The organism is Gracilibacillus oryzae (genome assembly GCF_009498735.1).
GTDB lineage: Bacteria > Bacillota > Bacilli > Bacillales > Amphibacillaceae > Gracilibacillus > Gracilibacillus oryzae.
Genome location: NZ_ML762424.1, coordinates 150163 through 173706, shown reverse-complemented (window position 1 = coordinate 173706; position 23544 = coordinate 150163). Strand labels below are relative to the sequence as shown.

General features: G+C 36.1%; 19 protein-coding genes and 1 riboswitch. Of the genes, 15 read left to right on the top strand and 4 right to left on the bottom strand.

All coding sequences use genetic code 11. The annotated features are described in order from the left end of the window. The first annotated feature begins 154 nt into the window (after nucleotides 1-154). The 3 genes from F9U64_RS00785 (at nucleotide 155) to F9U64_RS00775 (ending at nucleotide 7531) form a co-directional block, all read left to right on the top strand. Nucleotides 155-2206, top strand: coding sequence for an efflux RND transporter permease subunit (locus F9U64_RS00785; protein WP_153400872.1), 2052 nt, complete (start codon nucleotides 155-157; stop codon nucleotides 2204-2206). 4 nt (nucleotides 2207-2210) lie between these two features. Next, the gene (locus F9U64_RS00780) at nucleotides 2211-4034 is read left to right on the top strand and encodes a coiled-coil domain-containing protein (RefSeq protein WP_153400871.1); all 1824 of its coding nucleotides are present in this window, start codon (nucleotides 2211-2213) and stop codon (nucleotides 4032-4034) included. 359 nt (nucleotides 4035-4393) lie between these two features. Further along, on the top strand, nucleotides 4394-7531 hold the full coding sequence (locus tag F9U64_RS00775) for a rhamnogalacturonan lyase (protein WP_153400870.1): 3138 nt from the start codon (nucleotides 4394-4396) through the stop codon (nucleotides 7529-7531). Between the two features lie 114 nt (nucleotides 7532-7645). Here the strand turns inward: F9U64_RS00775 and F9U64_RS00770 are convergent, their stop codons facing one another. Both F9U64_RS00770 and F9U64_RS00765 read right to left on the bottom strand, forming a co-directional pair. Then, a complete protein-coding gene (locus F9U64_RS00770) occupies nucleotides 7646-8821 on the bottom strand; it encodes a CAP domain-containing protein (protein ID WP_228275534.1) in 1176 nt (391 codons plus the stop codon). Between the two features lie 18 nt (nucleotides 8822-8839). Further along, entirely contained in the window at nucleotides 8840-9391 is a 552-nt protein-coding gene (locus F9U64_RS00765) for a C40 family peptidase (protein ID WP_153400869.1), read from the bottom strand. 92 nt (nucleotides 9392-9483) lie between these two features. On the opposite strand from F9U64_RS00765, the gene F9U64_RS00760 reads away from it, so the two are divergent. After that, a complete protein-coding gene (locus F9U64_RS00760; RefSeq protein ID WP_153400868.1) occupies nucleotides 9484-10398 on the top strand; it encodes a phosphatidate cytidylyltransferase in 915 nt (304 codons plus the stop codon). A 37-nt stretch (nucleotides 10399-10435) separates the two neighbouring features. Here the strand turns inward: F9U64_RS00760 and F9U64_RS00755 are convergent, their stop codons facing one another. Next, on the bottom strand, nucleotides 10436-10717 hold the full coding sequence (locus tag F9U64_RS00755) for an HPr family phosphocarrier protein (protein ID WP_153400867.1): 282 nt from the start codon (nucleotides 10715-10717) through the stop codon (nucleotides 10436-10438). Between the two features lie 352 nt (nucleotides 10718-11069). On the opposite strand from F9U64_RS00755, the gene F9U64_RS00750 reads away from it, so the two are divergent. The 11 genes from F9U64_RS00750 (at nucleotide 11070) to queE (ending at nucleotide 22099) form a co-directional block, all read left to right on the top strand. Beyond that, on the top strand, nucleotides 11070-11927 hold the full coding sequence (locus F9U64_RS00750) for a Cof-type HAD-IIB family hydrolase (protein WP_153400866.1): 858 nt from the start codon (nucleotides 11070-11072) through the stop codon (nucleotides 11925-11927). Between the two features lie 283 nt (nucleotides 11928-12210). Beyond that, a complete protein-coding gene (locus F9U64_RS00745) occupies nucleotides 12211-12678 on the top strand; it encodes a nucleoside deaminase (RefSeq protein ID WP_153400865.1) in 468 nt (155 codons plus the stop codon). 190 nt (nucleotides 12679-12868) lie between these two features. Beyond that, nucleotides 12869-15904: a hybrid sensor histidine kinase/response regulator gene (locus F9U64_RS00740; protein WP_194287238.1), complete on the top strand. Its 3036-nt coding sequence runs from the start codon at nucleotides 12869-12871 to the stop codon at nucleotides 15902-15904. A gap of 59 nt (nucleotides 15905-15963) precedes the next feature. Beyond that, the gene (locus tag F9U64_RS00735; protein WP_228275566.1) at nucleotides 15964-17031 is read left to right on the top strand and encodes a response regulator; all 1068 of its coding nucleotides are present in this window, start codon (nucleotides 15964-15966) and stop codon (nucleotides 17029-17031) included. 199 nt (nucleotides 17032-17230) lie between these two features. Next, nucleotides 17231-17806 carry a TetR/AcrR family transcriptional regulator gene (locus tag F9U64_RS00730; RefSeq protein WP_153400862.1) on the top strand — a complete coding sequence of 192 codons (576 nt, stop codon included), beginning with the start codon at nucleotides 17231-17233 and terminating at the stop codon, nucleotides 17804-17806. Between the two features lie 49 nt (nucleotides 17807-17855). Beyond that, complete coding sequence (locus F9U64_RS00725) at nucleotides 17856-18818, top strand: NAD(P)H-binding protein (RefSeq protein ID WP_153400861.1); 963 nt, start codon at nucleotides 17856-17858, stop codon at nucleotides 18816-18818. Beyond that, on the top strand, nucleotides 18805-19494 hold the full coding sequence (locus F9U64_RS00720) for a DUF2306 domain-containing protein (protein WP_153400860.1): 690 nt from the start codon (nucleotides 18805-18807) through the stop codon (nucleotides 19492-19494). The genes F9U64_RS00725 and F9U64_RS00720 overlap by 14 nt, the downstream gene beginning before the upstream one ends. A 109-nt stretch (nucleotides 19495-19603) precedes the next feature. Next, a complete protein-coding gene (locus tag F9U64_RS00715; protein ID WP_153400859.1) occupies nucleotides 19604-20029 on the top strand; it encodes a VOC family protein in 426 nt (141 codons plus the stop codon). A gap of 97 nt (nucleotides 20030-20126) precedes the next feature. Continuing rightward, nucleotides 20127-20171: riboswitch (PreQ1 riboswitch) on the top strand. Nucleotides 20172-20253: 82 nt separating this feature from the next. Continuing rightward, nucleotides 20254-20907 (top strand): 7-cyano-7-deazaguanine synthase QueC, encoded by a 654-nt coding sequence (queC, locus tag F9U64_RS00710; protein WP_153400858.1) that lies wholly within the window; start codon nucleotides 20254-20256, stop codon nucleotides 20905-20907. A gap of 12 nt (nucleotides 20908-20919) precedes the next feature. After that, on the top strand, nucleotides 20920-21387 hold the full coding sequence (gene queD / locus F9U64_RS00705; RefSeq protein ID WP_153400857.1) for a 6-carboxytetrahydropterin synthase QueD: 468 nt from the start codon (nucleotides 20920-20922) through the stop codon (nucleotides 21385-21387). Beyond that, nucleotides 21380-22099 carry a 7-carboxy-7-deazaguanine synthase QueE gene (queE, locus tag F9U64_RS00700; RefSeq protein WP_153400856.1) on the top strand — a complete coding sequence of 240 codons (720 nt, stop codon included), beginning with the start codon at nucleotides 21380-21382 and terminating at the stop codon, nucleotides 22097-22099. Before queD ends, queE begins: the two co-directional genes overlap by 8 nt. A gap of 45 nt (nucleotides 22100-22144) precedes the next feature. On the opposite strand, the gene F9U64_RS00695 is transcribed toward queE, so the two are convergent. Beyond that, on the bottom strand, nucleotides 22145-23449 hold the full coding sequence (locus F9U64_RS00695; protein WP_153400855.1) for a lysine N(6)-hydroxylase/L-ornithine N(5)-oxygenase family protein: 1305 nt from the start codon (nucleotides 23447-23449) through the stop codon (nucleotides 22145-22147). Between the last annotated feature and the right edge of the window lie 95 nt (nucleotides 23450-23544).

The window sequence follows — 23544 nt, the reverse complement described above, 5'->3', positions numbered from 1 at the left end:
ACCTTTTAAATATTGAGATTTTGTTAACTAACCAACAGATTAAATCAAAATGTTGCACATGTAACACAATTTATAAAACTGTTTGTTGAATAAACAACACTGTGTTTTTATAATAATATAGTGGATTGTTTAGGAATGCAAGAGAGGATGAAGGATGATAGTTAACTCAATTTTAAAACATAAGAAATCAGTGGTCATTATTTTTATGATCATTGCTGTAATCAGCACGATCACACAATTTTTTGTCTCCGTTAATTATAATATGGTTGATTATCTGCCTGAGGAGGCTCCATCAACGATTGCAATGGAGGTAATGGATCAGGAATTCGAAGGATCAACTCAAAATGTTCGTGTAATGCTGGAAGATGTCACTATCCAGGAAGCTCTGGAATATAAAGATCAGCTTGCTTCTGTTGATGGTGTATCAAATGTAATGTGGCTTGATGATGCCATTGATGTTAAGACACCGATTGAAATGGCTGATCAGGATACTGTCGAGACATATTATAAAGATAATAATGCCCTGATTACATTAAGCATCCGTGAAGGTGAAGAAGTAGAAATCACCAATGAAATTTATGATATTATCGGGGAAAATAATGCGATGTCAGGAGAAGCATTAAACACAGCAACATCCCAAACAATGGCTGGGAAAGAATCGATGTATGCTGCTGCATTTCTTGTGCCTATCATTATTATCATTTTAGTAGTTTCCACTAATTCCTGGATTGAACCTGTATTTTTCTTAACAGCAATTGGTGTGTCTGTTCTGATAAATTTAGGAACAAATATCTTTATTGGAGAAGTATCTTTTGTTACACAGTCTGTTGCACCGATTTTGCAGTTGGCCGTCTCACTGGATTATGCGATATTCCTGCTGCATAGTTTCTCTGATTATCGGGAGAAAGTGTCAGATCCGAAGGAAGCAATGAAGTTAGCAATGAAGAAGTCCTTCCCGGCTATTGCGGCTAGTGCTTCTACTACTTTCTTTGGCTTTATAGCCCTGACTTTTATGAACTTCGAGATTGGATCAGACTTAGGAATCAATTTAGTGAAAGGTATTGTGTTAAGTTTTATAAGTGTCATGGTATTCTTGCCGGCATTAACGCTTTGGTTATATAAATGGATGGATAAAACTCAGCATAAACCGATTATTCCTAAATTTAAAAATGTCGGAAAAAGAATTGTTAAATTAAGGATCCCTAGTATCCTTATTGTTTTGGTTATTATTGTTCCAGCCTTTTTGGCACAGAGCAATACCAATTTTATCTATGGAATCGGTGAACAGCCTGAGCAGACAAGAGCAGGAAGTGACTTAATAAAAATTGAGGAAACGTTTGGTAAATCAACTCCGGTTGTTTTATTAGTGCCTAAAGGCGATGTTGCTCAGGAAGAAGAACTTGTGCAGAGTCTGGAGAATGTTGATAATGTCACAAGTGTGCTTGCCTATACAAATACGGTTAGTCCTGTCATACCGCCAGAGTACTTAGAGGAATCAATAACAGAGCAATTTTATTCGGAAAACTACAGCAGGATCATTATCTATGGAAATACGGATACAGAAGGAGAAAGAGCTTTTACACTGGTAGAAGAAGTGAACCAGTTGGCGGAAGACTATTATGGAGATTCCAGCTATTTAGTTGGTGAAAGTGTTACGTTATATGATATCAAGCATACGGTTGAACAAGATAATAAAGTAGTTAATCTGTTAACAGTCATATCGATTGCAATTGTATTACTGGTAACATTCCGTTCCTTGTCTATTCCAATTGTACTACTGTTAACAATACAAGCAGCTGTTTGGATTAATTTAGCAGTTCCATATTTCACAAACTCTTCCCTTGTTTATGTAGGGTATTTAATTATCAGTACAGTCCAACTTGCAGCAACAGTAGATTACGCGATTCTCTTAATGGAAGGTTATAAAGAAAATCGCCAGCAAATGTCTGCATTACGTGCTATCAAACAGACATTAGATGAGAAGCTTTTCTCCATAGCCGTATCTGCTTCGATATTGTCAAGTGTAGGATTTATATTATGGATCACATCATCAAATCCTGTTGTATCATCGATTGGATTGTTACTGGGGAGAGGTGCATTGCTTGCCTTTATCATGGTAGTTATTTTCCTTCCGGCGATGTTGCTGGTATTTGATAAAGTGATTAAGAAAACAACATGGAAAGCAAATTATTATAAGGAGAATTGATTTTATGAGAAGTAAAACTATATTTGTTGTACTGCTGACTATCGTTCTCATTTTTCCTTCATTATTTCTGAATGCTGCATTAAATGAAGATGCGGCGAAAGATAGTGGTGGAAATGCAGCTAACGGGGAGTATAAAAGTAAAGACGAAGTTATCTATGCAACACTATCAGCAACAGGCGAAAAAGAAGCATTGTATGTTGTTAACCGTTTCGAGGTCACAGAGCCTGGACAAATTATTGATTACGGTCCGTACAAGAATGTCAAAAACTTAACAGATACAGAAGAAATGGAACAGACAGATCAGAAAGTCAGTTTCGAGGCTAGTGAAGGAGAATTCTATTATCAGGGAAACTTGGAAAATCAGTCATTACCTTGGGATGTATCTATAACCTATACACTTGACGGAAAGCAAACAGAACCACAAGACTTGCTTGGTCAAGATGGAAAGCTGGAGATCACGATCAATACAACCAAAAATGAGAATGTTGATCCTGTTTTCTATCAAAATTATTTATTGCAAGTTTCGCTGACACTTGATCCAACGATTTATAATAATATTAGTGCACCGAATGCAACGATCGCAAATGCAGGAAAGAATAAACAAATATCTTATACTGTCATGCCGGAAAATAATGGAAACCTAACTCTGTCTGCAGATGTAACAGATTTTGAATTAAATGGAATTGAAATCTCTGCTGTTCCTTCTTCAATGTCAATTGAAACTCCGGATGTAGGAGAAATGACGGGAGAGATCGAAACATTATCTGATGCAGTAAATGAGATTAATTCAGGTGTAGCTCAATTAGAAGATGGCATTAAGGAATTGAATACCGGTGTTGCCGGGCTTGCTGATGGCTCGCAACAATACAGCAATGGAATCAGTGAAGTAAATCAGTCATCAACGGAATTAGTTAATGCCTCTAATTCTATTAAAGATGCCCTGACTAAAATGAACCAGTCCTTAAAAGGCGAATCAGGTGAAATGGACTTATCACAACTAACCCAATTGCCTGAAGGGTTGAGTGAAATAGGCAGTGGATTGAACGAGACTGCTGCTGGATTAATGACATTACAAAAAAACTATGTCAGTGCATTTAATGCTCTAAATCAAGCAATGGAACAAATACCTGAAAATAATATTACAGAAGAACAAATGAATGCATTATATAACAGTGGCGCAAATAGTGATGTAGTTGATCAATTAATAGAAACATATAAAGCAGCCTTGACTGTAAAACAGACGTATGAAAATGTGAAAGAAGGATTTCTTGCAGTGGAAGAAACGTTGAATTCAGTTAATGGGACTCTTACCACAATGTCCGGTTCAATAAATACCATGGCAGAAAATATATCTAATTCATTGGCAAAAATGGATACAGCCGGCTCACTAGAACAATTACAAGCTGGTATTGCCGGTTTATCTGAAAATTATCAGCAATTTCATGGCGGATTAGTTAACTATACAAATGGCATTAGTCAATTGGCGAATAATTACAGTGAACTTAATGGGGGAATTGCAGAACTGTCCAATGGTACAAGTGAGTTAGCAAATGGTGCTGGAGAGCTGCACAATGGTACCTCTGAATTAGCGGATGCTACCAGTGATATGCCAGAACAAATTCAAACAGAAGTAGACCAGATGATGGATGAATATGATAAATCAGATTTTGATCCAGTATCCTTTGTTTCAGATAAAAATGATAAAGTTAAAACAGTACAATTTGTGATTAAAACAGAAAGTATTGTGAAAGAAGAAGAGAAAACTGAAGAAGTCGAAGAAGAGGAAGAACAAGGTTTCTGGTCCCGTTTAGTTAATTTATTTTCATAGCAGGTAGAGCCCGGCATATATTTTATGCCGGGTTTTTATTTCTTCATATGCTAGGTCCTTTTTCCTGTTGCTGAATTTTTACAGCGGTTAAAATATAAACGATTGAACTAGAAAATAATTGCCAATTAGCATGAAGTAATTCAAAAAAAGTATGCTTACATCCTAAACCCTTATCAAATCAAGGATTTAAGAATGCAAAAAGTTATTATATACATGCTGCTAAGAGAATTGGTAGTCTAATATTGAGACAACAATTCAAAATCCGCTTGTCAACAAATGAACACGCTTACATAAGAAAAGAGGAGGTGTGATAAATTGTTTGATTTGTGTCTCGATAATGATGAAGGAGTGGTGTTATTTTGAAAATCTCTAACTATGTAAAAAGAAGTTTCTTTGCGACCGTCATCGTCGTTTTAGTACTCAGTCATTTTTCTTTCCTTCCTATTGCTGCATTAGAGGGTGTGCCGGAAAGTGAAGAGTTTAAAGGTATTTATCAGACGGATTTTGGTGATTCAGGTTCACTGACACCGGAAAACTGGGGCTTTACAACATCAGGTGCAACACTTTCCATTAATGAAGAAGAAATAGATGGAAACAACACTCCAAAAATGGATTTTTCCGTTGTTGATCAATCAGGAGGACGTCTGGCAACAAAGACATTTGATACACCAGTAATGGGATCAAAGTTGATGGTCGAATTTGATTGGTATCCTGGAAACCATAATGATAAAGGTACACATGCAAATGAAAATGGCGGGGAATTTAGAATCCTTGACGGGGCAGGAAATACCGTATTCACATTAAATCATACAAAAAATGAAGTCATTAAGTATTTCCCGGGGAATAAAGAAGCTGCTGAAACAGGCTTCCAAGATCCTAATGCCTGGTATAATATCAAGGTCGCTTTTGATTTAATAAAAAATGAAGCAGTACTAACTCTTGAAAATAAAGCAACAGGAGAAAGTGAGACACACCATACCTCTTTAAGTGATGTGTCATTCGATGGAACCATCACTGCAATTCGATTAGCAGGCATCCGTACATCAGGAAATAACCATACATGGACAACGTATTTGGATAATATTGGTATTTATCATGTGCCGATTGCTGAGAATGTCATTACAACTATCCCTTCACTGCCTTATCATCGTGTTTATGTTGGCGATGCAACAGAAAATTTGGAAACAATCGGCTTGCCTAAAACAGTACCAGTAGGTTTAGCTAGTAATGAAACGGTTGAGGTAACTGTGGAAGAATGGCATACGGTTGATAAAGATTGGGATCCAAATCAAGCAGGAGTTTATGAGTTTGAGGGAACATTAGCAGAAAACAGTCAGATTGAAAATTTATTTGAACGAACAGCAACTATTTATGTGTATAACCGTCTGACACCACCGGAAACGAATCGTGACACAGAGTGGCTGGACAGAGGAGTAATCGCACTAAAGGCAGATGATGGAATCTTTGTATCGTGGCGTTTATTAGCAGATGAGTATGATAAAGATGTTACATTTAATTTATATCGAAACGGTAATAAATTAAACAGCAAGCCTTTATCAGTTACAAATTATACCGACAGTGAAGGAGAAGCAGGTGCGGTATATACAGTAGAAACACTGGTAAACGGTAAGAAAACAGAAAGCAAGGAAGTAATTGCAGCATCAGAAAATTACTTATCATTACCATTGCAAAAACCAGCTGACGGTACAACAGCTACAGGAGATTATACTTACAGTGCGAATGATGCCAGTGTTGGTGATCTGGATGGTGATGGAGAATATGAAATCATCATTTTATGGCGACCATCCAATGCAATGACAGCATTAGAAGATGTGATAACAGGACCAACTATTTTTGATGCATATGAATTGGATGGAACATTAATGTGGCGAATGAATATGGGTATGAACTTAACTTCCGGACCGCAATATCATCAATTTGTGGTAGCAGATATGAACGCTGACGGGAAATCAGAATTCTTGATCAAAACAGCTGACGCAACAACAGTTTATGGTGCAACAGATGGTAAATATGACCCTGATAAAGTAATCAGTGTGATAGGTAATCCCGAAGATAATGGACGCTGGATTAACGAAGGTGGTCATGTTGTAGATGGACCGGAATATGTTTCTGTGTTTAATGGGGACACTGGTGAAGTAATTGACACAATCGATTTTGCCTTTCCTGTGGAGAAGGAAAAAGGAGATCATGGTATTTCATGGGGTGATAACTTCTATAATAGAGCTGACCGCTTCTTGTCAGGAGTAGCTTATGTGAATGGGAAAACTCCTAGTGCAATTTATGGGCGTGGATATTATGCCAGAACAGGATTTGTTTCCTATAGCTTAAATGACGGCAAATTAGTGGAAGATTGGGTTTTTGATACAGACGATGCTGGCCGTGGAGAAGGATTAGGCAACCATAATTTAGCAACAGGTGATGTGGATAATGACGGTTTTGATGAAATCATTGCAGGGTCATTAACGTTGGATCATGACGGAACCATTCTCTATGCAATGGATGGAGAAATGGGCCGGGAACAAGGTTCACATGGAGATGCTTTACATGTTGGGGCATTTGATCCAGCTCGTGAAGGATTGCAAATATTTGGTGTGCATGAAGCGACTTCTGTAGCATCCTTACAATATCGTGATGGTGCGACAGGGGAAACAATCAAATCGTTTTACGCATATAAAGATGCTGGCCGAGGAGTAGCTGCAAACATCGCTTCCAATCCAGGCTATGAATATTGGGGCACCGGTGGAGGAACAGTAGAAACTGGTGGTGGTGTTTATAATGTACAGGGTGATATTATAACAGATAGTTTTAGAGATATTGGACTTCCAGTTAACTTTGTAACATATTGGGATGGTGATTTATACCATGAGTTACTTGATGGAACGACCATCTCTAAATATGATGAGAAAACAAATGAAGTAACAGTATTGGAAAGCTTCGAAGGTGTTGTAAGCAATAATGGGACAAAAGCAAACCCTAGTTTACAGGCAGATATTTTAGGTGACTGGCGTGAGGAAGCAATCTATCCGACAGAAGACAGTTCAGAATTACGTATTTTCAGTACAACGATCCCGACAGAATACAGATTGCCGACATTAATGCATGATACTGTTTATCGAATGGGAATTGCATGGCAGAATACAACTTACAATCAGCCGCCACATATCAGCTATTATCTCGGTGAAGATATGAGAGAAGATGTAATAAATGGTGATTTGGAATTTCCGAAGGTTGATTACACTATTAATGTTAATGCAATCAAACATGAATTGCAGCTGGCATCTACTGATAAAAAACTTTCAGTACTTTTCAATAAGCTGGATCAGGCACAACACCATCATGATAAAGGAAAAGCCAAACAGGCAGTAAAACAGTTGGATGATTTTATCAAACATCTAGCAAAAAGTAATCTGGATTCAGATCTGCAAGCGGAACTCCATAATGATGTGTTAAAGCTAAAAGACCTTTGGAATGAGTAGGCCAAAAAATATCACAATTAAAATGAACGGTAATTAATTCAATCAAAAAAACCGAACGAAGTCGAATGGAAAATGATTCGACTCATCGTTCGGTTTTTTGCTGATAAAAGTGGCTCAAGGTGTTATAAAATTCTCTGTGTAATATGGTCTGGAATCATCCCCAAATGCTACACCTACTGCTAGTGATTGATAGTCATTCTGGAGAATATTCTTCCTGTGTCCCAGTGAGTTCATCAAGCCTTCATGTGCAAAAATACTGCTGGACTGGCCGGCTGCCAGATTCTCCCCAGCCATTCGGTAAACGATCCCATCTGCAGTTAAGCGGTCAAATGGAGACTGACCTTCTAAGTTGGTGTGGGAAAAGTAACCATTAACAGCCATGTCCTCACTATGATCACGAGCTGTTTCTTTAACTGTTTCCTCCCATGTCAGCACAGATTTTCCATGAACAACTCTTGCTGCATTGGTGAGATCAAATAATTGGTATTCAAACCCCTTCTTTAACTGCTCACTAGGTACAGCAAAGAAAGCCTCTTTATTATCTTCTAAGTCTGCTGAAATAATTTGAATAGCCGTTATCGTATCATTTTCATGTAGATCATAGAAAATCGTCACATAGTTCTGATCCATCAGAAAAGTATCATATTCTTCATTATTCTGGGTTTGATAATAAGTAAATCCTTTTCGAATACCCTCCACAGGCTCACCTAAGACGGTATTTACTGTATTTTTGTCACTCCCTATTTTCAGCCCGTTTGTTGAGCTTAATAAATCCTGATTTGTGTATATACCCGCTGCTTGTTGATTGTTATCATAGGCAACCATGACAAAATTGTGGTAATTTTCATGATAAGTAAACCATTCTGTTCCATATTCATTAAGAGAAGAGCTCTGTGCACTTCCTAATTGATTTTCCACTTCTGTTTTCGAATCTCCTATTTCTATATTATAGATGGAAAAAGTTTGCGAAGAAGGTGCATTTAACTCTGGTTTTTCCACATCGGGTATATTCTGTTCTTCGGAGTTTTCCACTTTCCCTCTTAATAATTGAATCTCTTGACTAATGGTGTCAATGATTGCATGAATTTTTGGATGTTCTGTTATGGATTCAACATCTTCTGTTAATTGATCCTTTACACCAGAAATTCCTGATTGTTCAAATTCTTTACCATAAAAAAAGTACAAGCCTAAGAAAACTATTATTAACATTGAGATAAACTTTAACTTACCCAAGCGCTCACTCCCATTTCCGTCCGTACCTATTTCTTCCCTTACCGTTATTTTACCCAAAATATAATCCTTTGAATCTCAGTTAAATGGATTGTGCTGCAAAATAGGAGGGAATTCAAGTAGTTTTCCTTCATATATAAGTTCTAATTGATCACAACTCCTGAAATCATCTGGTGTTATCATGACAGACAGTTTATCCCATAGCTTTATTCCTGAGCGATTGAGGATTTCAGCAACAAACTGTGAACAGAAATAAGAGTTGCTGAATTCGATTGGCTCTTTTACAGAGACACCAAGTACGCCTAAGATATTATATAAATATTTGTTATTATTTTTAATAAAGACATTTAGAACACGCCTCATCTTTGCCTTTTGTCTTTCACTGACCTCTAATTTATAGATAACGCAAATGGTATCAGGGTATCTTCTGAAAGTTCCTGTCCAAATGTCTTCTTTTACAAAACCGCCATGAAGCGGATTTTTTGGATTCTTTCTCCCGAAGCTGTACAACTCTTTCAGTTCAGGATCAAAAGAAATAGAGGCATGATTATACGGTGCTTTCGTATATTTTTTGATCATCGTTGTAAACAATGTCCCGGTATCTGAGAGCATAATATAGACATAACCCATACAGATTGATTCCCCCTTGTATCATTCTCATCTTTTTATTATATAAGTGTTATTGTAAAATAAACAAGGCAGGGATAAAAGAGGGGGATGCTATGAAAGAAACCATTTGGACTTTATCTATTATTCTAATAGCTATAATCATTGTAACAATATTATATAAAATTGCTAAAAATAAGCAGCCAAATAAAGACTTTTCCGGTATACAATATCGTGTCAAGGTTTGGTGGGGCATGTATGTCGTTTTTTTCTTTGCCACATTATTCAGTACGAAACTATCGTTGCTTTCCATTATGCTACTGTCTTATTTTGCGTTAAATGAGTATTTTTCCATGATGAAAACAAGAAAGTCTGATCGCAGATTGTTTTTATGGGCATATTTAATGATTCCTGTTCAATATTTTTGGATCTACATCGGCTGGTATGGCATGTTTATTGTCTTTATCCCTGTTTATGTCTTTTTATTTTTGCCATTACCGCGGATTATCAGAAAAGGTACTGTAGGCTTTCTTCGTTCTGTCAGCTTTACTCAGTGGGGAATGATGTTAATGGTATTTGGTTTAAGCCACTTAGCATATTATCAATTTGCCTCACCAGAGCATGGATCCTATTTAGTCTTATTTTTGATTATCTTAACACAAGCTAATGACGTGATCCAATATCTGATCTCATTATACTGGGGAAAAAGGAAAGTTGTTCCATCTGCGAATCCTTATATTACGTGGGAAGGGTTTATTGGTGGTATGTTGATGACAACCATTATTTCCTTTTTGCTTTACCCATATTTGACACCATTTGCATTAAATTTCGGTATATTGTCTGGGATCATTGTAAGTCTGGCAGGGTTTGCCGGAAGTTTGACTATTTCTGTATTAAAACGGGATCTATTAATTGGAAACAAGGAAAAGCAGGAGTTATTGAAGGGTCGTTATTTATCCAGAATTGATAGTTTGACTTATACCTCTCCAATCTTTTTCCATATCATTCGTTATTATTTTGACTTTATGTAAAAGATGAAAAGCGAACTGGCTTTTCCTGCCAGTTCGCTTATAATGCTTCGCTCAGCTCTCTTGTCTGTAATTTTTCAGCAACTTCTTCTAAAGCTTCCTCAGAATTTCTTCCTTCTGCCACGAAATGTATTTCTGAATTTTCTTCAATCATTAAGGAAAACGTTACTAATTCAGAAAGGTGTTTTGTATTAACCATCTCGTGGTTATGTAGCAAATATATATTCCCATTGAACGTTTTTTCATATAAGTTAATTGCCAAGACTTCATTTATTGATAATTTGTTATCTAAAATAATTTTCTTTGATTTAAATTCTTTCATTTGAATAACCTCCGTGTAGTTTAATATGTTTTTTGGTGTTAGTTATCTATACACCTTTTCCTGCCTTATCAAACATTTTGTCAGGTTAAAAAATGATGACAATTGTAACCAATTTGAAAAAAAACACTTTCCGTATAGATCTGCTCTCTATTCTGTTTACACATTGTATATTAATGAATAAGTTCTAAACATAGTATTATGTGGGATGCAAAGATAGGGGGGAAGTGAGAGCGCTGTTCGTTTGACAAGGTAAACAAGTTGTAATTTATGCTACATTTGACTTCTTTTTATTTACATTTCAAACTTTTTTAAAGTAAGATTAGGGTTAAAAGTACATAAAGGGGGAAAGTTTATGAAATTAATAGCAACAGATTTAGATGGTACATTATTAAATCAAAATCACGAAATTAGTGAAGAGAACAAAAAAGCTTTACAGCTGGCTAAGGAAAGTGGTGTAGAAGTAGTTGTGGCAACAGGGAGATCCTATTCAGCTGCAAAATTTCCGCTTATGAATGCTGGATTGGATTTTCCAATTATTTGCTTGAATGGTGCGAAAATATATGATAAGGATGACCAGCTAATAAGGTCTGCACCACTTGATAAACAGACTTGCCGCAAAATACAACAGGTTTGTCAGCAAAATAATATGTATTTTGAAGTATTTACAAATAAAGCTACATACTCAGAAAGCAGGGAGAAATTTTTAGAGGTAATGATTGATATTATGGAATCAGCCTATCCTGGTTCGTCCCGCGAAGACCTGAAAGTACAGGCAGCCAACCGTTTTCAGCAAGAGAGAATTGAAACGATCCATGATTTTGATGCATTATTCGATCGTGAAGATATTGAAGTGTATAAGATTCTGGCATTTTCTTTACTCGATAATACGCTTGATCAAGTGAAAAGCACACTGGAAAATGAGCAATACCTTACAATAACCTCCTCAGGTTTATCCAATCTGGAATTCAATCATCCTGATGCGCAAAAAGGAATTGCGGTAAAAACCTTTGCAAAAAAATATGACATCAAGATGGAAAATGTTATGGCAATAGGAGATAATTTTAACGATGTTTCCATGATTGAAGCTGCGGGATTTGGAGTGGCAATGGGGAATGCGAATGAAAAAATTAAAACCTTGGCTGACTATACTACAAAAGCCAATCATGAAGATGGAGTTGCTTTTGCAGTGAGAGAATTTCTCAACAAATAAAAAAAATCTGAGCTGATATAAACGCATACATTTATATCAGCTCAGAACTTACCCGAAAACGGTAACATCCTTTCTGATAAAAAGATTATAGCACTTCATAAAAACGTTTTCAAGTACTATTTGCTTTTTTACACGGCAGGAAAGCATAAAATTTCTGTAAGGGCGTTTTGCTTGAGGTAGTAGAAAGTTTGAAGTTCCAAGTATAAGAAAAACGAACCCATTTTCTAATACTTCATGGTTGTTCATCACAGATGGTCAAAGATTATGAAGGAGGAGAAAGTACATGGATATGGCAATGATGAAACATGCATTAGAGTTAGCTTATGAAAATGTCGAAAATAGAAATGGCGGGCCTTTCGCAGCGATCATAGTTAAAGATGGAATAGTAGTAGGGAAAGGAACGAATATTGTTACAACATCTAATGATCCGACTGCACATGCAGAAATTTCAGCTATTAGGGATGCTTGTGCTAATTTAGATGATTATCAGTTAACAGATTGTGAAATATATACAACATGTGAGCCTTGTCCGATGTGTCTTGGTGCTATATACTGGGCTAGACCAAAGGCTGTATTTTATTATAACACTCGTGAAGAGGCAGCAGAGATTGGCTTTGATGACCAATTTATATATGACCAGATTGGCTTAACAATGGAAAAGAGAAGCATGATAATGAAGAAGATAGAGGTGGATTCAGGAAGACAGCCATTTGAACTGTGGCGGACAACTGCTGATAAGGTAGAATACTAAAAAACAGAGAGCTTATTCTCTGTTTTTTTTTTTGATTATTGATTATGGTTACTTGTGTCATATACAGTTGATTACTTTAGGTAATGTTTTACTGGGTGATTCTGATTAAAACAATTCAAATATTATAGGGAGAATGTGATAATATGAAAGGTAAAGTTAGTTAAGTATACTGATGAGAGGAATGGACGTTTTGAAATATCGATCCATTATAAAACACGTTTTCCCCATATTGATATTCCTTGGGTTACTTATAACCATTAGATTATTATGGCTAGGGGCCCTTGATATAAACAATTCGTATGAAGCAAAAGAGGGAAAGATATCATTTTCTGAGGAACTGTTAGATGTTGATCAGGCAATCGCTCTAAAGGGCAAGTGGCGTTACTATCCTGACCAATTAACAGTTGCAAGAGAACAGCTGGAGGAAAGCCCGACAGAGATGGATTATCAAAGCTTTCCTGAACATTGGATCAATAGGAAGAGCGGGTCCTTTCACTATGCTACATATCAATTAGAAATAGATCTGGAAGAGGATTCAGTCAATCAGCTTTACAGTATCCATATGCCAAGAATGCCAACAGCGGCAAAGGTCTATGTTAATGGGGAATTAATGAGAGAAGTAGGGAATGTAACCTCTAACCCAGAGGTATTTCAATCGAAAACATTGCCTGTTGTTATCCCATTCTATGTTGATCAGTCTCCAGTAACAATCACCGTACAAGTGAGTCATAATGAAATTCCCATTCAATTTAATACAGCACCAATAATGTTTGGTAAAGCGGATATTATTAATAAATACATAGATTCAGCAAAATACAGTAAATTCTCTGTGTTGGTTTTGTTCGGGCTACTCGCACTGCTTTCCTTTATTATTTATTTCATCCGATTTAAAGATAAGATATTAGTCTACTTTTTCTTTTTATTTGTCAGTGCAGCCTTGATGATTTTATTTGATGAAGATACAGTCCTGTTTTTAGACTTGTCCTTGAATTATGCCGATTCTTTAAGAATCAGGATTACCGTTTATACTTGCATTTCTATCTTTTTGCTGCTTTTCTCTAAAGAACTATTACCTGATTATGCGCTGAACAGACTGGTCACAGTTCATACCATCTTATTTTCGCTGTATATTTTATTTGTTATCATAACACCTGAGTATGTTTTCGTTCCTTTTACTTCAGTATTATCCTATATACTTTTATCTACAGTTTCGATTTTGATCATACAGTTTATCCGAGCAATACTAGATAAAGTTAATGATATGTTATATCTAATATTTTGTACAATTGTTGTTTCAAGCAATATATTATGGGCAAATCTAAAATACAACTCTGAATTGTTCTTTGACTTCTATCCATTCGATTTAATTATAACCATTACCTGCTTTATTATTTTTTGGATGAAACGCTTTTTTCGCTATGTGATAGAAACGGAAAGGTTAACAAAAGAATTACAGAAATCAATGAAGAGTAAGGATGATTTCTTTGCAAATACTTCCCATGAATTAAGGAGTCCATTACACAGCATAATTAATATCGCAGACTATGTGCTGCATAATAAAAACAACAAAATTACACAGTCAGATCAAAAAGATATGCAATTATTACTGACTGTTGGAAAAAGAATGTCTTTATTGATAGACGATTTATTAGATTTATCACAAATAAGAGAAAAGAATATAAAACTAGTTAAAAATAACATATCTCTACAACCATTGATTAGTAGTGTAATCAAAATGGTCGAATATTTAACCGAAGGGAAAAATATTCGGATAATAAATTATGTTCCTTCAGACTTAATCATTATTTCAGGTGATGAGAACAGGATTATCCAGATTTTATTAAATATCTTGCATAATGCCGTGAAATTCACAGAAAAGGGAACAGTGACTGTGGAAACAGAAATAGTTGATGGCTATGTAAAAGTTATTGTTACTGACCAAGGGAGAGGAATTGACAATAAATCATTACAAAGGATTTTCCAGCCATATGAACAAGCTGAAGATAATGCAAATGGTATAACAGGCGGTATAGGTCTTGGCTTAACAATTACAAGGGAATTAATAAGACTGCATGGGGGAGATATTCATCTATCTTCTATTATCGGGGAAGGAACTGTTGTTTCTTTTACCTTGCCACTCGGGGAAAAACAGGTTATTGCGCAAGAGACAGATCTGTCAATAGTCTCGAATAACAATAGTGATATTCATGCTGTTGCAAAAAAGAAAAATTATTCTGCAAGGATTTTAGTTGTTGATGACGAAAAAATTAATTATGAGGTAATCTCGAGAATATTGATCAATGAAAATTACCAGCTATTTTATGCAAACAATGGAAGAGAGGCTTTGGAGTTTCTCCATAATAATCAAGTCCATTTAGTAATAAGTGATGTGATGATGCCGCAAATGACGGGATATCAATTAGCTGAAGAAATAAGAAGAAAGTATGATTTGTCTGAATTACCAATCTTATTGCTGACCGCAAGAGCAAAAAGCGCTGATTTAGAAATTGGCTTTAAAGTTGGTGCTAATGATTATTTGGTAAAACCGGTAGATCCTCTGGAACTGAAGGCAAGAGTAAAAGTACTTGCTGAATTGAAGAATGCTGTAACAAATCAATTGAAATTAGAGGCAGCATGGCTTAGAGCGCAAATAAATCCTCATTTCCTATTTAATACGATAAACTCTATTCTGGCGTTAAATGATGAGGATCCGGATAAAATGGAAGAAGTATTAGAAAGTTTTATCTATTATTTACAAACTAGTTTCGACTTTCAGAATTTAAATGAAGTGGTGCCTATAGCTTTAGAAATAGATTTAGTAAAAGCCTATCTCCTGATTGAGAAAGTAAGGTTTGTTGATAAAATCAATGTAGTATGGAAGATCCAGGAAGATATTCCGGTTCAAGTCCCGCCTTTATCCATTCAAACAATTGTCGAAAATGCTATCAATCATGGCATATTAAAAAAAGCAGACGGAGGTACAGTGGTAATTGAAGCAGAGAAAAATGAAAAAGATGTCACAATCCTGATTAAAGATAATGGTAATGGCATGCCAAATGAAGTGATTCAAATGATTAAAGAACAGCAGCCCGATCAGAGATACGGGATAGGACTGTTAAATACAGATAAAAGATTGCGACAATTCTTTGGGAGTGGACTGGTTATAACCACTAGCAGGAATGCAGGAACAACTATTTCCTTCTCCGTTCCCTATACAAAAGACTAATAGTCATGGGTTAATGTGATTGATTATAGTAATTATTTAGTGAAGATTTCTCTGTAGAAATAATAGGTGCATTTACAGAGGCCACAGAAGCGATCGAAAAAATAAAGCTTACTTCACCTGACATTATCTTTCTGGATATTAATATGCCAGGGATTAATGGGTTGGAAGTATCTACTAAAATACAAGAATACAATTCCAATATTCATATTGTTTTTATAACAGGGTATGACCAATATGCAATTGAAGCTTTTGAACTATTTGCATTAGATTACATTCTAAAACCCGTCCAAAAAAATAGATTGTTAAAAACACTGGATCGTTTGTCAAAGCTAACCCTGAACCAAGAAATGATAACAAACAAAGATGGCAGCATTTTGCTGAATTGTTTTGACGAAATCACATTCGTATGTAATAGTGAGGAACTTCCTGTTAAATGGAGAACAAAAAAAGCATTGGAATTGTTTGCCTATCTTCTCCATCACCGCAATAGGTTTGTTTCAAAAGACTCTCTAATTGAAATGTTCTGGTCAGATTTTGATCCGGAAAAGACAAACCAGCAATTGTATACAACAATCTATCATATAAGAAATTCATTAAAGAAAGCCAATATTAATGGAATTGAAATAAAAAGCACTTCACGGATGGAGAATGGTTATATTCTTGAACTAGATGAGAGAGTTCACTTTCTAGTCGACAATTGGGCTGATAGCATCCAGTCACTTGACCAAATTACAGGAGAGAACCATAAGTATTACATGGACCTGTTTCATCAATACACTGGTGACTTATTTGGTTCTTATCAATTTAATTGGGCTGCTGCCGAGGTAGATATCTATCGACAGCATTTGCTGCAATTAACAGAAAAGCTTAGTGAATATTATGTAAGAAATAAACAATGTAATAAAGCTGTAGATTTATATCAGCAGGTCCAAGTCCTCTGTCCACAATTAGAAATTAGTTATTTTCAGCTTATGAAACTTTACGACAAGATGAAGTTGTTCCAAGAAATTGAGGATCAATTTAATAAACTTGTGGACATGATGGAGGAAGAATACGATTTGCCACCATCAATCGAAATATATGATTGGTATCAAAATTACAGAAAACATTTGCAACGGTATTCTTGATCAGGATAAAGAGCTTTTTTCTTTGTTACTGCTTTAGCTTTTCTAAACTAATGACAATAAGTTATATTTAACAGGAAAGACAGCCTGCACTTTTTCTATAAAAAATGCAGACTGTCTTTTTTTCTTTAAAAATCTTGACAATTTTTCCAGTGTCTTTTATGATTTAATTGAACAGTGGTTAATAAAAAGGAGAATGAAGATGGCAGCAAGAAGAGCAGTTGAAAAGGAACTAACACAGCAAATGATTATCGATGTGGCACATGAACTGTTCGTAGAAGAAGGATATCAGAATGTTTCCATGAGGAAAATAGCCAAAAGCTTAGGGTACAGTCATGGTGCAATTTATTATCATTTTACGAGTAAAGCAGATCTGTTTACAGCAATGGTGGATCAGGATTTTGCCATGATAAATAAAGAAATTGATAAATTAGATCAGCTGGAGCTAAGTAACAAAGAAAAATTACGTGAATTATTGTTAGGTTATATTCAGTTTGGTGTTACTTACAAGAATCACTACGAAGTAATGTTTCTGATCAGAGATAAGGAAATTAACAGTTATGATATGGAAAGCCCGATCAAAAGTTATCAAAAGTTCGCAGCCAAAATTGCAGAGTTTACAAATAATCAGTTACCCGTACCCGTTATATGGTCAGTATTTCTTATGTTACATGGGTTTGTTGCCCAATATTGCCGGACAGATCAATCATTTGAAAATATCAAAAGCATGGCGGATATCCACGTTGATTTAATTTTGCGGTCAATTACAAAAGATTAATTTTTTTGCCCATTAATTAACCGATGGTCAAATAAAGGAGGGTATTTTTATGAAAGTATTAGTATTAGGAGCAAGTGGCGGGATGGGTAGTGCAATTGTCAATGAATTAACAAGCAGAGAAATGGAAGTAGTTGCTTTTGCCAGAACGAAAGCAAAGCTGTATCAATTATACGGAAACAACAGTTTAGTGAATATTGTTGCTGGCGATATGCTGAATGGAATGGAAGTCATCAAGGCAGCGGAAGGTACGGATCTTATCATTCACAGTGTCAATGTGCCATATGCAGAATGGGCAGAAAAACTGCCTAAAATAATGCAGCATACATTGAATGCAGCCAAAAAACATAAGACCAGGCTTGCCATCGTTGATAACATATATGGATATGGAAAAAATAGTGGAAAGAAAATAAAGGAAGACCAGCCTAAGCAAGCTCATACAAGAAAAGGGCAAATTAGGCTGGAACTTGAGCAAATGGTGAAAGATTCTGGTGTTTCCTATGTTATTGCACATTTTCCGGATTTCTACGGCCCTCATGCCGGAAATGCGATACTGAATTATTATCTCCAATCTGTAGCGGAAAAGAAGCGTTCGATGTTTGTAGGAGATCCGAACATTTTGCGTGAATATATTTATACTCCAGATGGGGCAAAAGCATTGGTTAATTTAGCAATTCATGAGACTGCATACGGACGGAACTGGAACATACCTGCAACAGACGTGATTTCAGGTAAACAAATTTTTGAGATTACAGACAAACTAACAAACCAAAATGGAAAACCAGTGATTGTGAATAAATTGATGATCCAGCTGCTTGGCTTGTTTGACAAAAATATGAGAGAAGTTGTGGAAATGTTTTATTTGACCAAAGAGCCTGTCGTGTTAGATGGAGAATTATATGAACGGGAGATTGGTCCAATACCGAAAACATCCTATGAAGAAGGACTAAAAGAAACTTTGAGAAGTTTAGCGGAAACTAGAGAACAGGAGGAGACAGTAAATGGTCCTGTTTGATTTCTTTCGTATTGCACACATTATTGCAGGTTTTACAGCATTGGTTATTTTCTGGATAACGGTCATTGTTAAAAAAGGCGGCCCTCTGCATAAGAGGATTGGCTGGCTTTATGTTTATTCCATGGCAATTGTAGCGATCTCCGCGTTTTATATGGGATTTTTTCGAATTTTCATTGATAAAAGTAGTGATACAGGAGTTATTTCTTTTTCCTGGTTTTTAGTTTATATTGCGGTTTTGAGTTCAGCAACGGTATGGTATGGCTTAAGAGTGTTACGCTATAAGAGGAGAACAACAAGGAATGTTCGGCTAGATGTATTAGGGTTTCCAGTTCTGCTATTCCTTAGTTCTATTGGCATAAGTGTCTATGGTTTTATAATCAACATGTCGTTACTTTCTTATTTTCCGCTTGTTGGTCTGTTTCTATCAGGAAGTCAACTAATTTACTGGCTGCGAAAGCCGGCAATAAAGGGCCATTGGTATATTGAGCATTTAATCGGGATGCTCAGTTGTTCTATTTCAACAATAACAGCTTTTCTTGTGTTCGGTGCACCAAGGTTGTTGAATATTGACTCTGTCAGCGTAATTCTTTGGTTTACACCCACCATTTTGTTAACACCAGTAATTATTGGCTTCTCCGTTTATTATGGGAACAAATTTAATAAAGTACGAGTTTGACAGCGGGGAGATTTCAGACGGTCAAAAAAATTTATAATAATTAATTTTATTTTCTCCCTATTCGTGTAAAATAGAATTATTAAAGATATTGGAAGGGAGCCTGAACAAAATGATTACAAATATGTATCCATATTTAGCAATGGACGGTAATGCTCAAGAAGCCATCCATTTCTATGAAAAAGTCCTGAATGCAAAAGTTCTGAATATTCAAACATTTGGTCAAATGCCGCCTAATCCTGACATGCCCATTCCCGAAGATGCGGAAAATCGTGTTTTGAACGCTCATCTAAAAATTGGAGAAGTTGATTTGATGTTATCAGATACTTTTCCTGGACAGCCATTACAGCTCGGAATGCAAACATCGATTGCCTTGATTCTGGATGATGTGGAACAGACCAAACAGATATTTGACCAGTTAAGTGATGGCGGTAACGTTAGTATGCCAATCCAGGAAACGTTTTGGAGCCCGGCATATGGGAGTGTTACAGATAAATTCGGCATATCATGGCAAGTATCAGCAGATGCAGCGAAATAGATAATACCTTATTACTGGACTGATATCGGGTTTCTGAATCAGCCTTGTTGTGCTATAATATTACTTGTATGAAATTAAATAAAAGTCTGCAAATCTTGCAGGAGAGGTTCTAGCTGCACCCTCTATAAAAAACTAAGGATAATCGTACCTCTACCTTAGGTATGATTTTTTTTTTTTGATCGGGTGTAATCCAACCTCTTTTCAATATGAAAGGGGATTTTTTTATGAAGAAAAATAATCGGGCAGTTGTGGTATTCAGCGGGGGACAGGATAGTACTACTTGTTTATTCTGGGCATTAGACAGATTTGATCATGTTGAGTTAGTAACTTTTGATTATAATCAACGTCATCATCAAGAAATAGATGTTGCAAAGGAAATTGCCAAACAGCAAGGGTTAAAGCATCATATTCTCGATATGTCTCTATTAAACCAGTTAGCTCCCAATGCACTGACAAGACAGGAAATTGATGTGGAACATGGTGAAGATGATGAGCTTCCATCAACTTTTGTCCCGGGTCGTAATCTATTATTCTTGTCATTTGCAGCTATTCTGGCAAAACAAATTGATGCCAAACATATTATTACAGGAGTATGTGAGACTGATTTCAGCGGTTATCCGGACTGCCGGGATATTTTTATCAAATCGCTTAATGTTACCTTAAATTTATCTATGGATGATGACTTTGTTATTCACACTCCATTAATGTGGTTAGACAAAGCACAGACATGGGAGTTAGCTGATAATCTTGGTGTTTTCGAATATGTAAAGGAAAAAACGTTAACCTGCTATAATGGTCTGCGTGGAAGTGGATGCGGCGAATGTCCGGCATGTGTGCTGAGACAAAAAGGGTTAGAGAAATATATGGGGACAAGATAGGGGGATGTATGAATGTACGGTTTTCATATTGTAGACAAATTACAGAAAATCGATCAGGATATCAAAAAAAACGAGTTGAAATATCACAAAAAACGTGCCTTAGTCAGCAAGGAATTTACCTTTGATGCGGCTCACCACCTGCATTGCTATGATGGCAAGTGTAAAAATCTGCATGGACATACATATAAAGTAATCTTTGGGATCAGCGGCTATGTTAATGAAATTGGGATTGTAATTGACTTTGGTGACATAAAGAAACTATGGAAGGAACAGATAGAAGTCTTCCTTGACCATCGTTATCTAAATGAAACATTACCAAAAATGAATACAACAGCTGAGAATATGGTTGTATGGATTTTTGAAAAGATGGAAACTGCATTACAACTAGCTCCGAATAAATGCCGTGTCGAGTTTGTTACATTATATGAGACACCGACAAGCTATGCAGAGGCAAGGCGGGAGTGGATGATAAGTGAATAGGAAAATTCCTGTCTTGGAGATTTTTGGCCCTACAATTCAAGGTGAAGGAATGGTTTTGGGCAGAAAAACAATGTTTGTACGGACGGCTGGTTGTGATTATAGCTGTGCATGGTGTGATTCAGCCTTTACATGGGATGGAAGTGCAAAAGAGGAAATTCGCATGATGGAAAGTGAAGCGGTATTAACTGAACTGAAAACTATCGGTGGAGAGAATTTTGATCATGTAACAATATCTGGAGGGAATCCTGCATTATTAGCATCAATTGGAGAATTGATTGATCTTTTGCATTCTCAAGATATGGAAGTCGCCTTGGAAACGCAGGGGAGCCGCTGGCAGGACTGGTTTGTGAAGATTGATGATCTTACAATATCCCCTAAGCCACCAAGCTCTCAAATGAATACAAACTGGGATATGCTGGACAGTATTATTGCGCGTTTACAAAAGAATCACATTAGTTTAAAAGTTGTTGTATTTGATGAAAAGGATATGAAATATGCAGAAAAGGTCCATCAACGCTATCCTGACACTCCATTCTTTATCCAAGTAGGGAATGAAGATTTACAAGAGGACCAACCTGATCAATTAGCCTTAACATTGTTGAAGAGATATCAATGGTTAATAGAGAAAGTAATGGCATCAGAAGCATTAAACCATGTACGCGTTCTGCCTCAGGTTCATGCACTTGTATGGGGAAATAAACGAGGAGTTTAGATAATTTTAAAACTGCAAGCACTCTCGAAATGCTTGCAGTTCTCTTTAGTTATCCTTCGGTATAAACTGAGAGAAAATTGTCTCCTTTTGCTGCTTATACACTTCTTCACCTGCAATTTCATTAATGATGCGAATATTGCGATCCACAGCCAACCCTAAATTAGTTGAACCGGTACCGTGAGAATGATCTAAATTTGTCAGTGTGTAGAAATGATGGGAGCGATTAGTTTCAGCAAAGACAAGTTTAAAATTTTTATCAACTTGAAATCTTTTTTCATCTTCCCATACTATTTTTTTCTCAAAACGCTTATAAAACCATTCTGGTATATTTGGTTTATAACCTGTTGCCATAATCAGCTTATCCGTTGTGAACGTGAAAGAATCTTCTTTCTGCCATTGTTGAGCACTGACAGTTAAAGTATCTTTATCTTTCCTGACAGCATTAATTTCCGTTAATGGCTGTATCGTAACAGGCAATTGCTCATTATTTACAGAACGGTGATATAACAATTCATGAATACTATGCAATGTTTCCCCGTCTATTCCTTTGCGAAGCTGACCAAGATGATCAAGCGAACCAACTCTTGACTGGAAATCTAACTGATGAAAATAATCAACATAGTCTGGTGAAAATACTTCCTGTCCTAATTTGGAGTTATCCAATTGCAGGAACCCGGGTGAGCGTGTGTACCAAGTTAAATGAAAAGTATAATGTTCCTGTAATTTTAATAAATCATAGAAAATCTCTGAAGCACTTTGTCCAGATCCAACTACCGTTATGTTGTTCGCTTTCAGTGTGTGTGTTTTATGATAAATGTACTGGCTTGAGTGAAAAACATCTTCAATTTCCACGTTATTACCAGTATCAACTGGCATAATCGGCGTTTGGCCTGTACCCATTGCGATATGTTTTGTAAAATAAGATTTCTGCTCATTTAATCCCCAATGGTTGACAACAACTTCATAGTGATCATGGTGGTCGATCACATCCATTACTTCTGATTGAAAATGACAGCTTGGCAATTGATCTGCTGCCCATTTCAGATAGGCAGCATACTCTGCTCGCGGCATTTCAAATTTATGAAAGAAAAAGAATTTATATAAACGATTATGTGCATGTAAGTAATTTAAAAACGTATATTTACTTTTAGGGTTTGCAAATGTTACTAAATCAGCGAGAAAAGAAACTTGAAGGTCTGTTCCGCTTATCAGCATACCCGGATGCCAGGCAAATTCGCCCTCTTGATCAAAAAATATCGTGTCTAAATTTCCCTGTTCCTCCGTTAGTGCGGCAAGACCAAGATTGTATGGTCCGATTCCAATACCTATCAGATCGTAGAATTGTGTCATAACGTTCGCCCCAATTATTTTAATATTAACCTTAGTAAAGTTATCTTATCAGAATTGCAAAATTTATAATAATTATATACTTTGTTGAAACTTTT

Bases quoted from the DNA above. Each gene is read 5' to 3' on its own strand.
- F9U64_RS00785 (WP_153400872.1), top strand. From the start codon at position 155: ATGATAGTTAACTCAATTTTAAAACATAAGAAATCAGTGGTCATTATT.
- F9U64_RS00780 (WP_153400871.1), top strand. From the start codon at position 2,211: ATGAGAAGTAAAACTATATTTGTTGTACTGCTGACTATCGTTCTCATT.
- F9U64_RS00765 (WP_153400869.1), bottom strand. From the start codon at position 9,391: ATGGGTTATGTCTATATTATGCTCTCAGATACCGGGACATTGTTTACA.
- F9U64_RS00760 (WP_153400868.1), top strand. From the start codon at position 9,484: ATGAAAGAAACCATTTGGACTTTATCTATTATTCTAATAGCTATAATC.
- F9U64_RS00755 (WP_153400867.1), bottom strand. From the start codon at position 10,717: ATGAAAGAATTTAAATCAAAGAAAATTATTTTAGATAACAAATTATCA.
- F9U64_RS00750 (WP_153400866.1), top strand. From the start codon at position 11,070: ATGAAATTAATAGCAACAGATTTAGATGGTACATTATTAAATCAAAAT.
- F9U64_RS00745 (WP_153400865.1), top strand. From the start codon at position 12,211: ATGGATATGGCAATGATGAAACATGCATTAGAGTTAGCTTATGAAAAT.
- F9U64_RS00730 (WP_153400862.1), top strand. From the start codon at position 17,231: ATGGCAGCAAGAAGAGCAGTTGAAAAGGAACTAACACAGCAAATGATT.
- F9U64_RS00725 (WP_153400861.1), top strand. From the start codon at position 17,856: ATGAAAGTATTAGTATTAGGAGCAAGTGGCGGGATGGGTAGTGCAATT.
- F9U64_RS00720 (WP_153400860.1), top strand. From the start codon at position 18,805: ATGGTCCTGTTTGATTTCTTTCGTATTGCACACATTATTGCAGGTTTT.
- F9U64_RS00715 (WP_153400859.1), top strand. From the start codon at position 19,604: ATGATTACAAATATGTATCCATATTTAGCAATGGACGGTAATGCTCAA.
- queC (WP_153400858.1), top strand. From the start codon at position 20,254: ATGAAGAAAAATAATCGGGCAGTTGTGGTATTCAGCGGGGGACAGGAT.
- queD (WP_153400857.1), top strand. From the start codon at position 20,920: ATGTACGGTTTTCATATTGTAGACAAATTACAGAAAATCGATCAGGAT.
- F9U64_RS00695 (WP_153400855.1), bottom strand. From the start codon at position 23,449: ATGACACAATTCTACGATCTGATAGGTATTGGAATCGGACCATACAAT.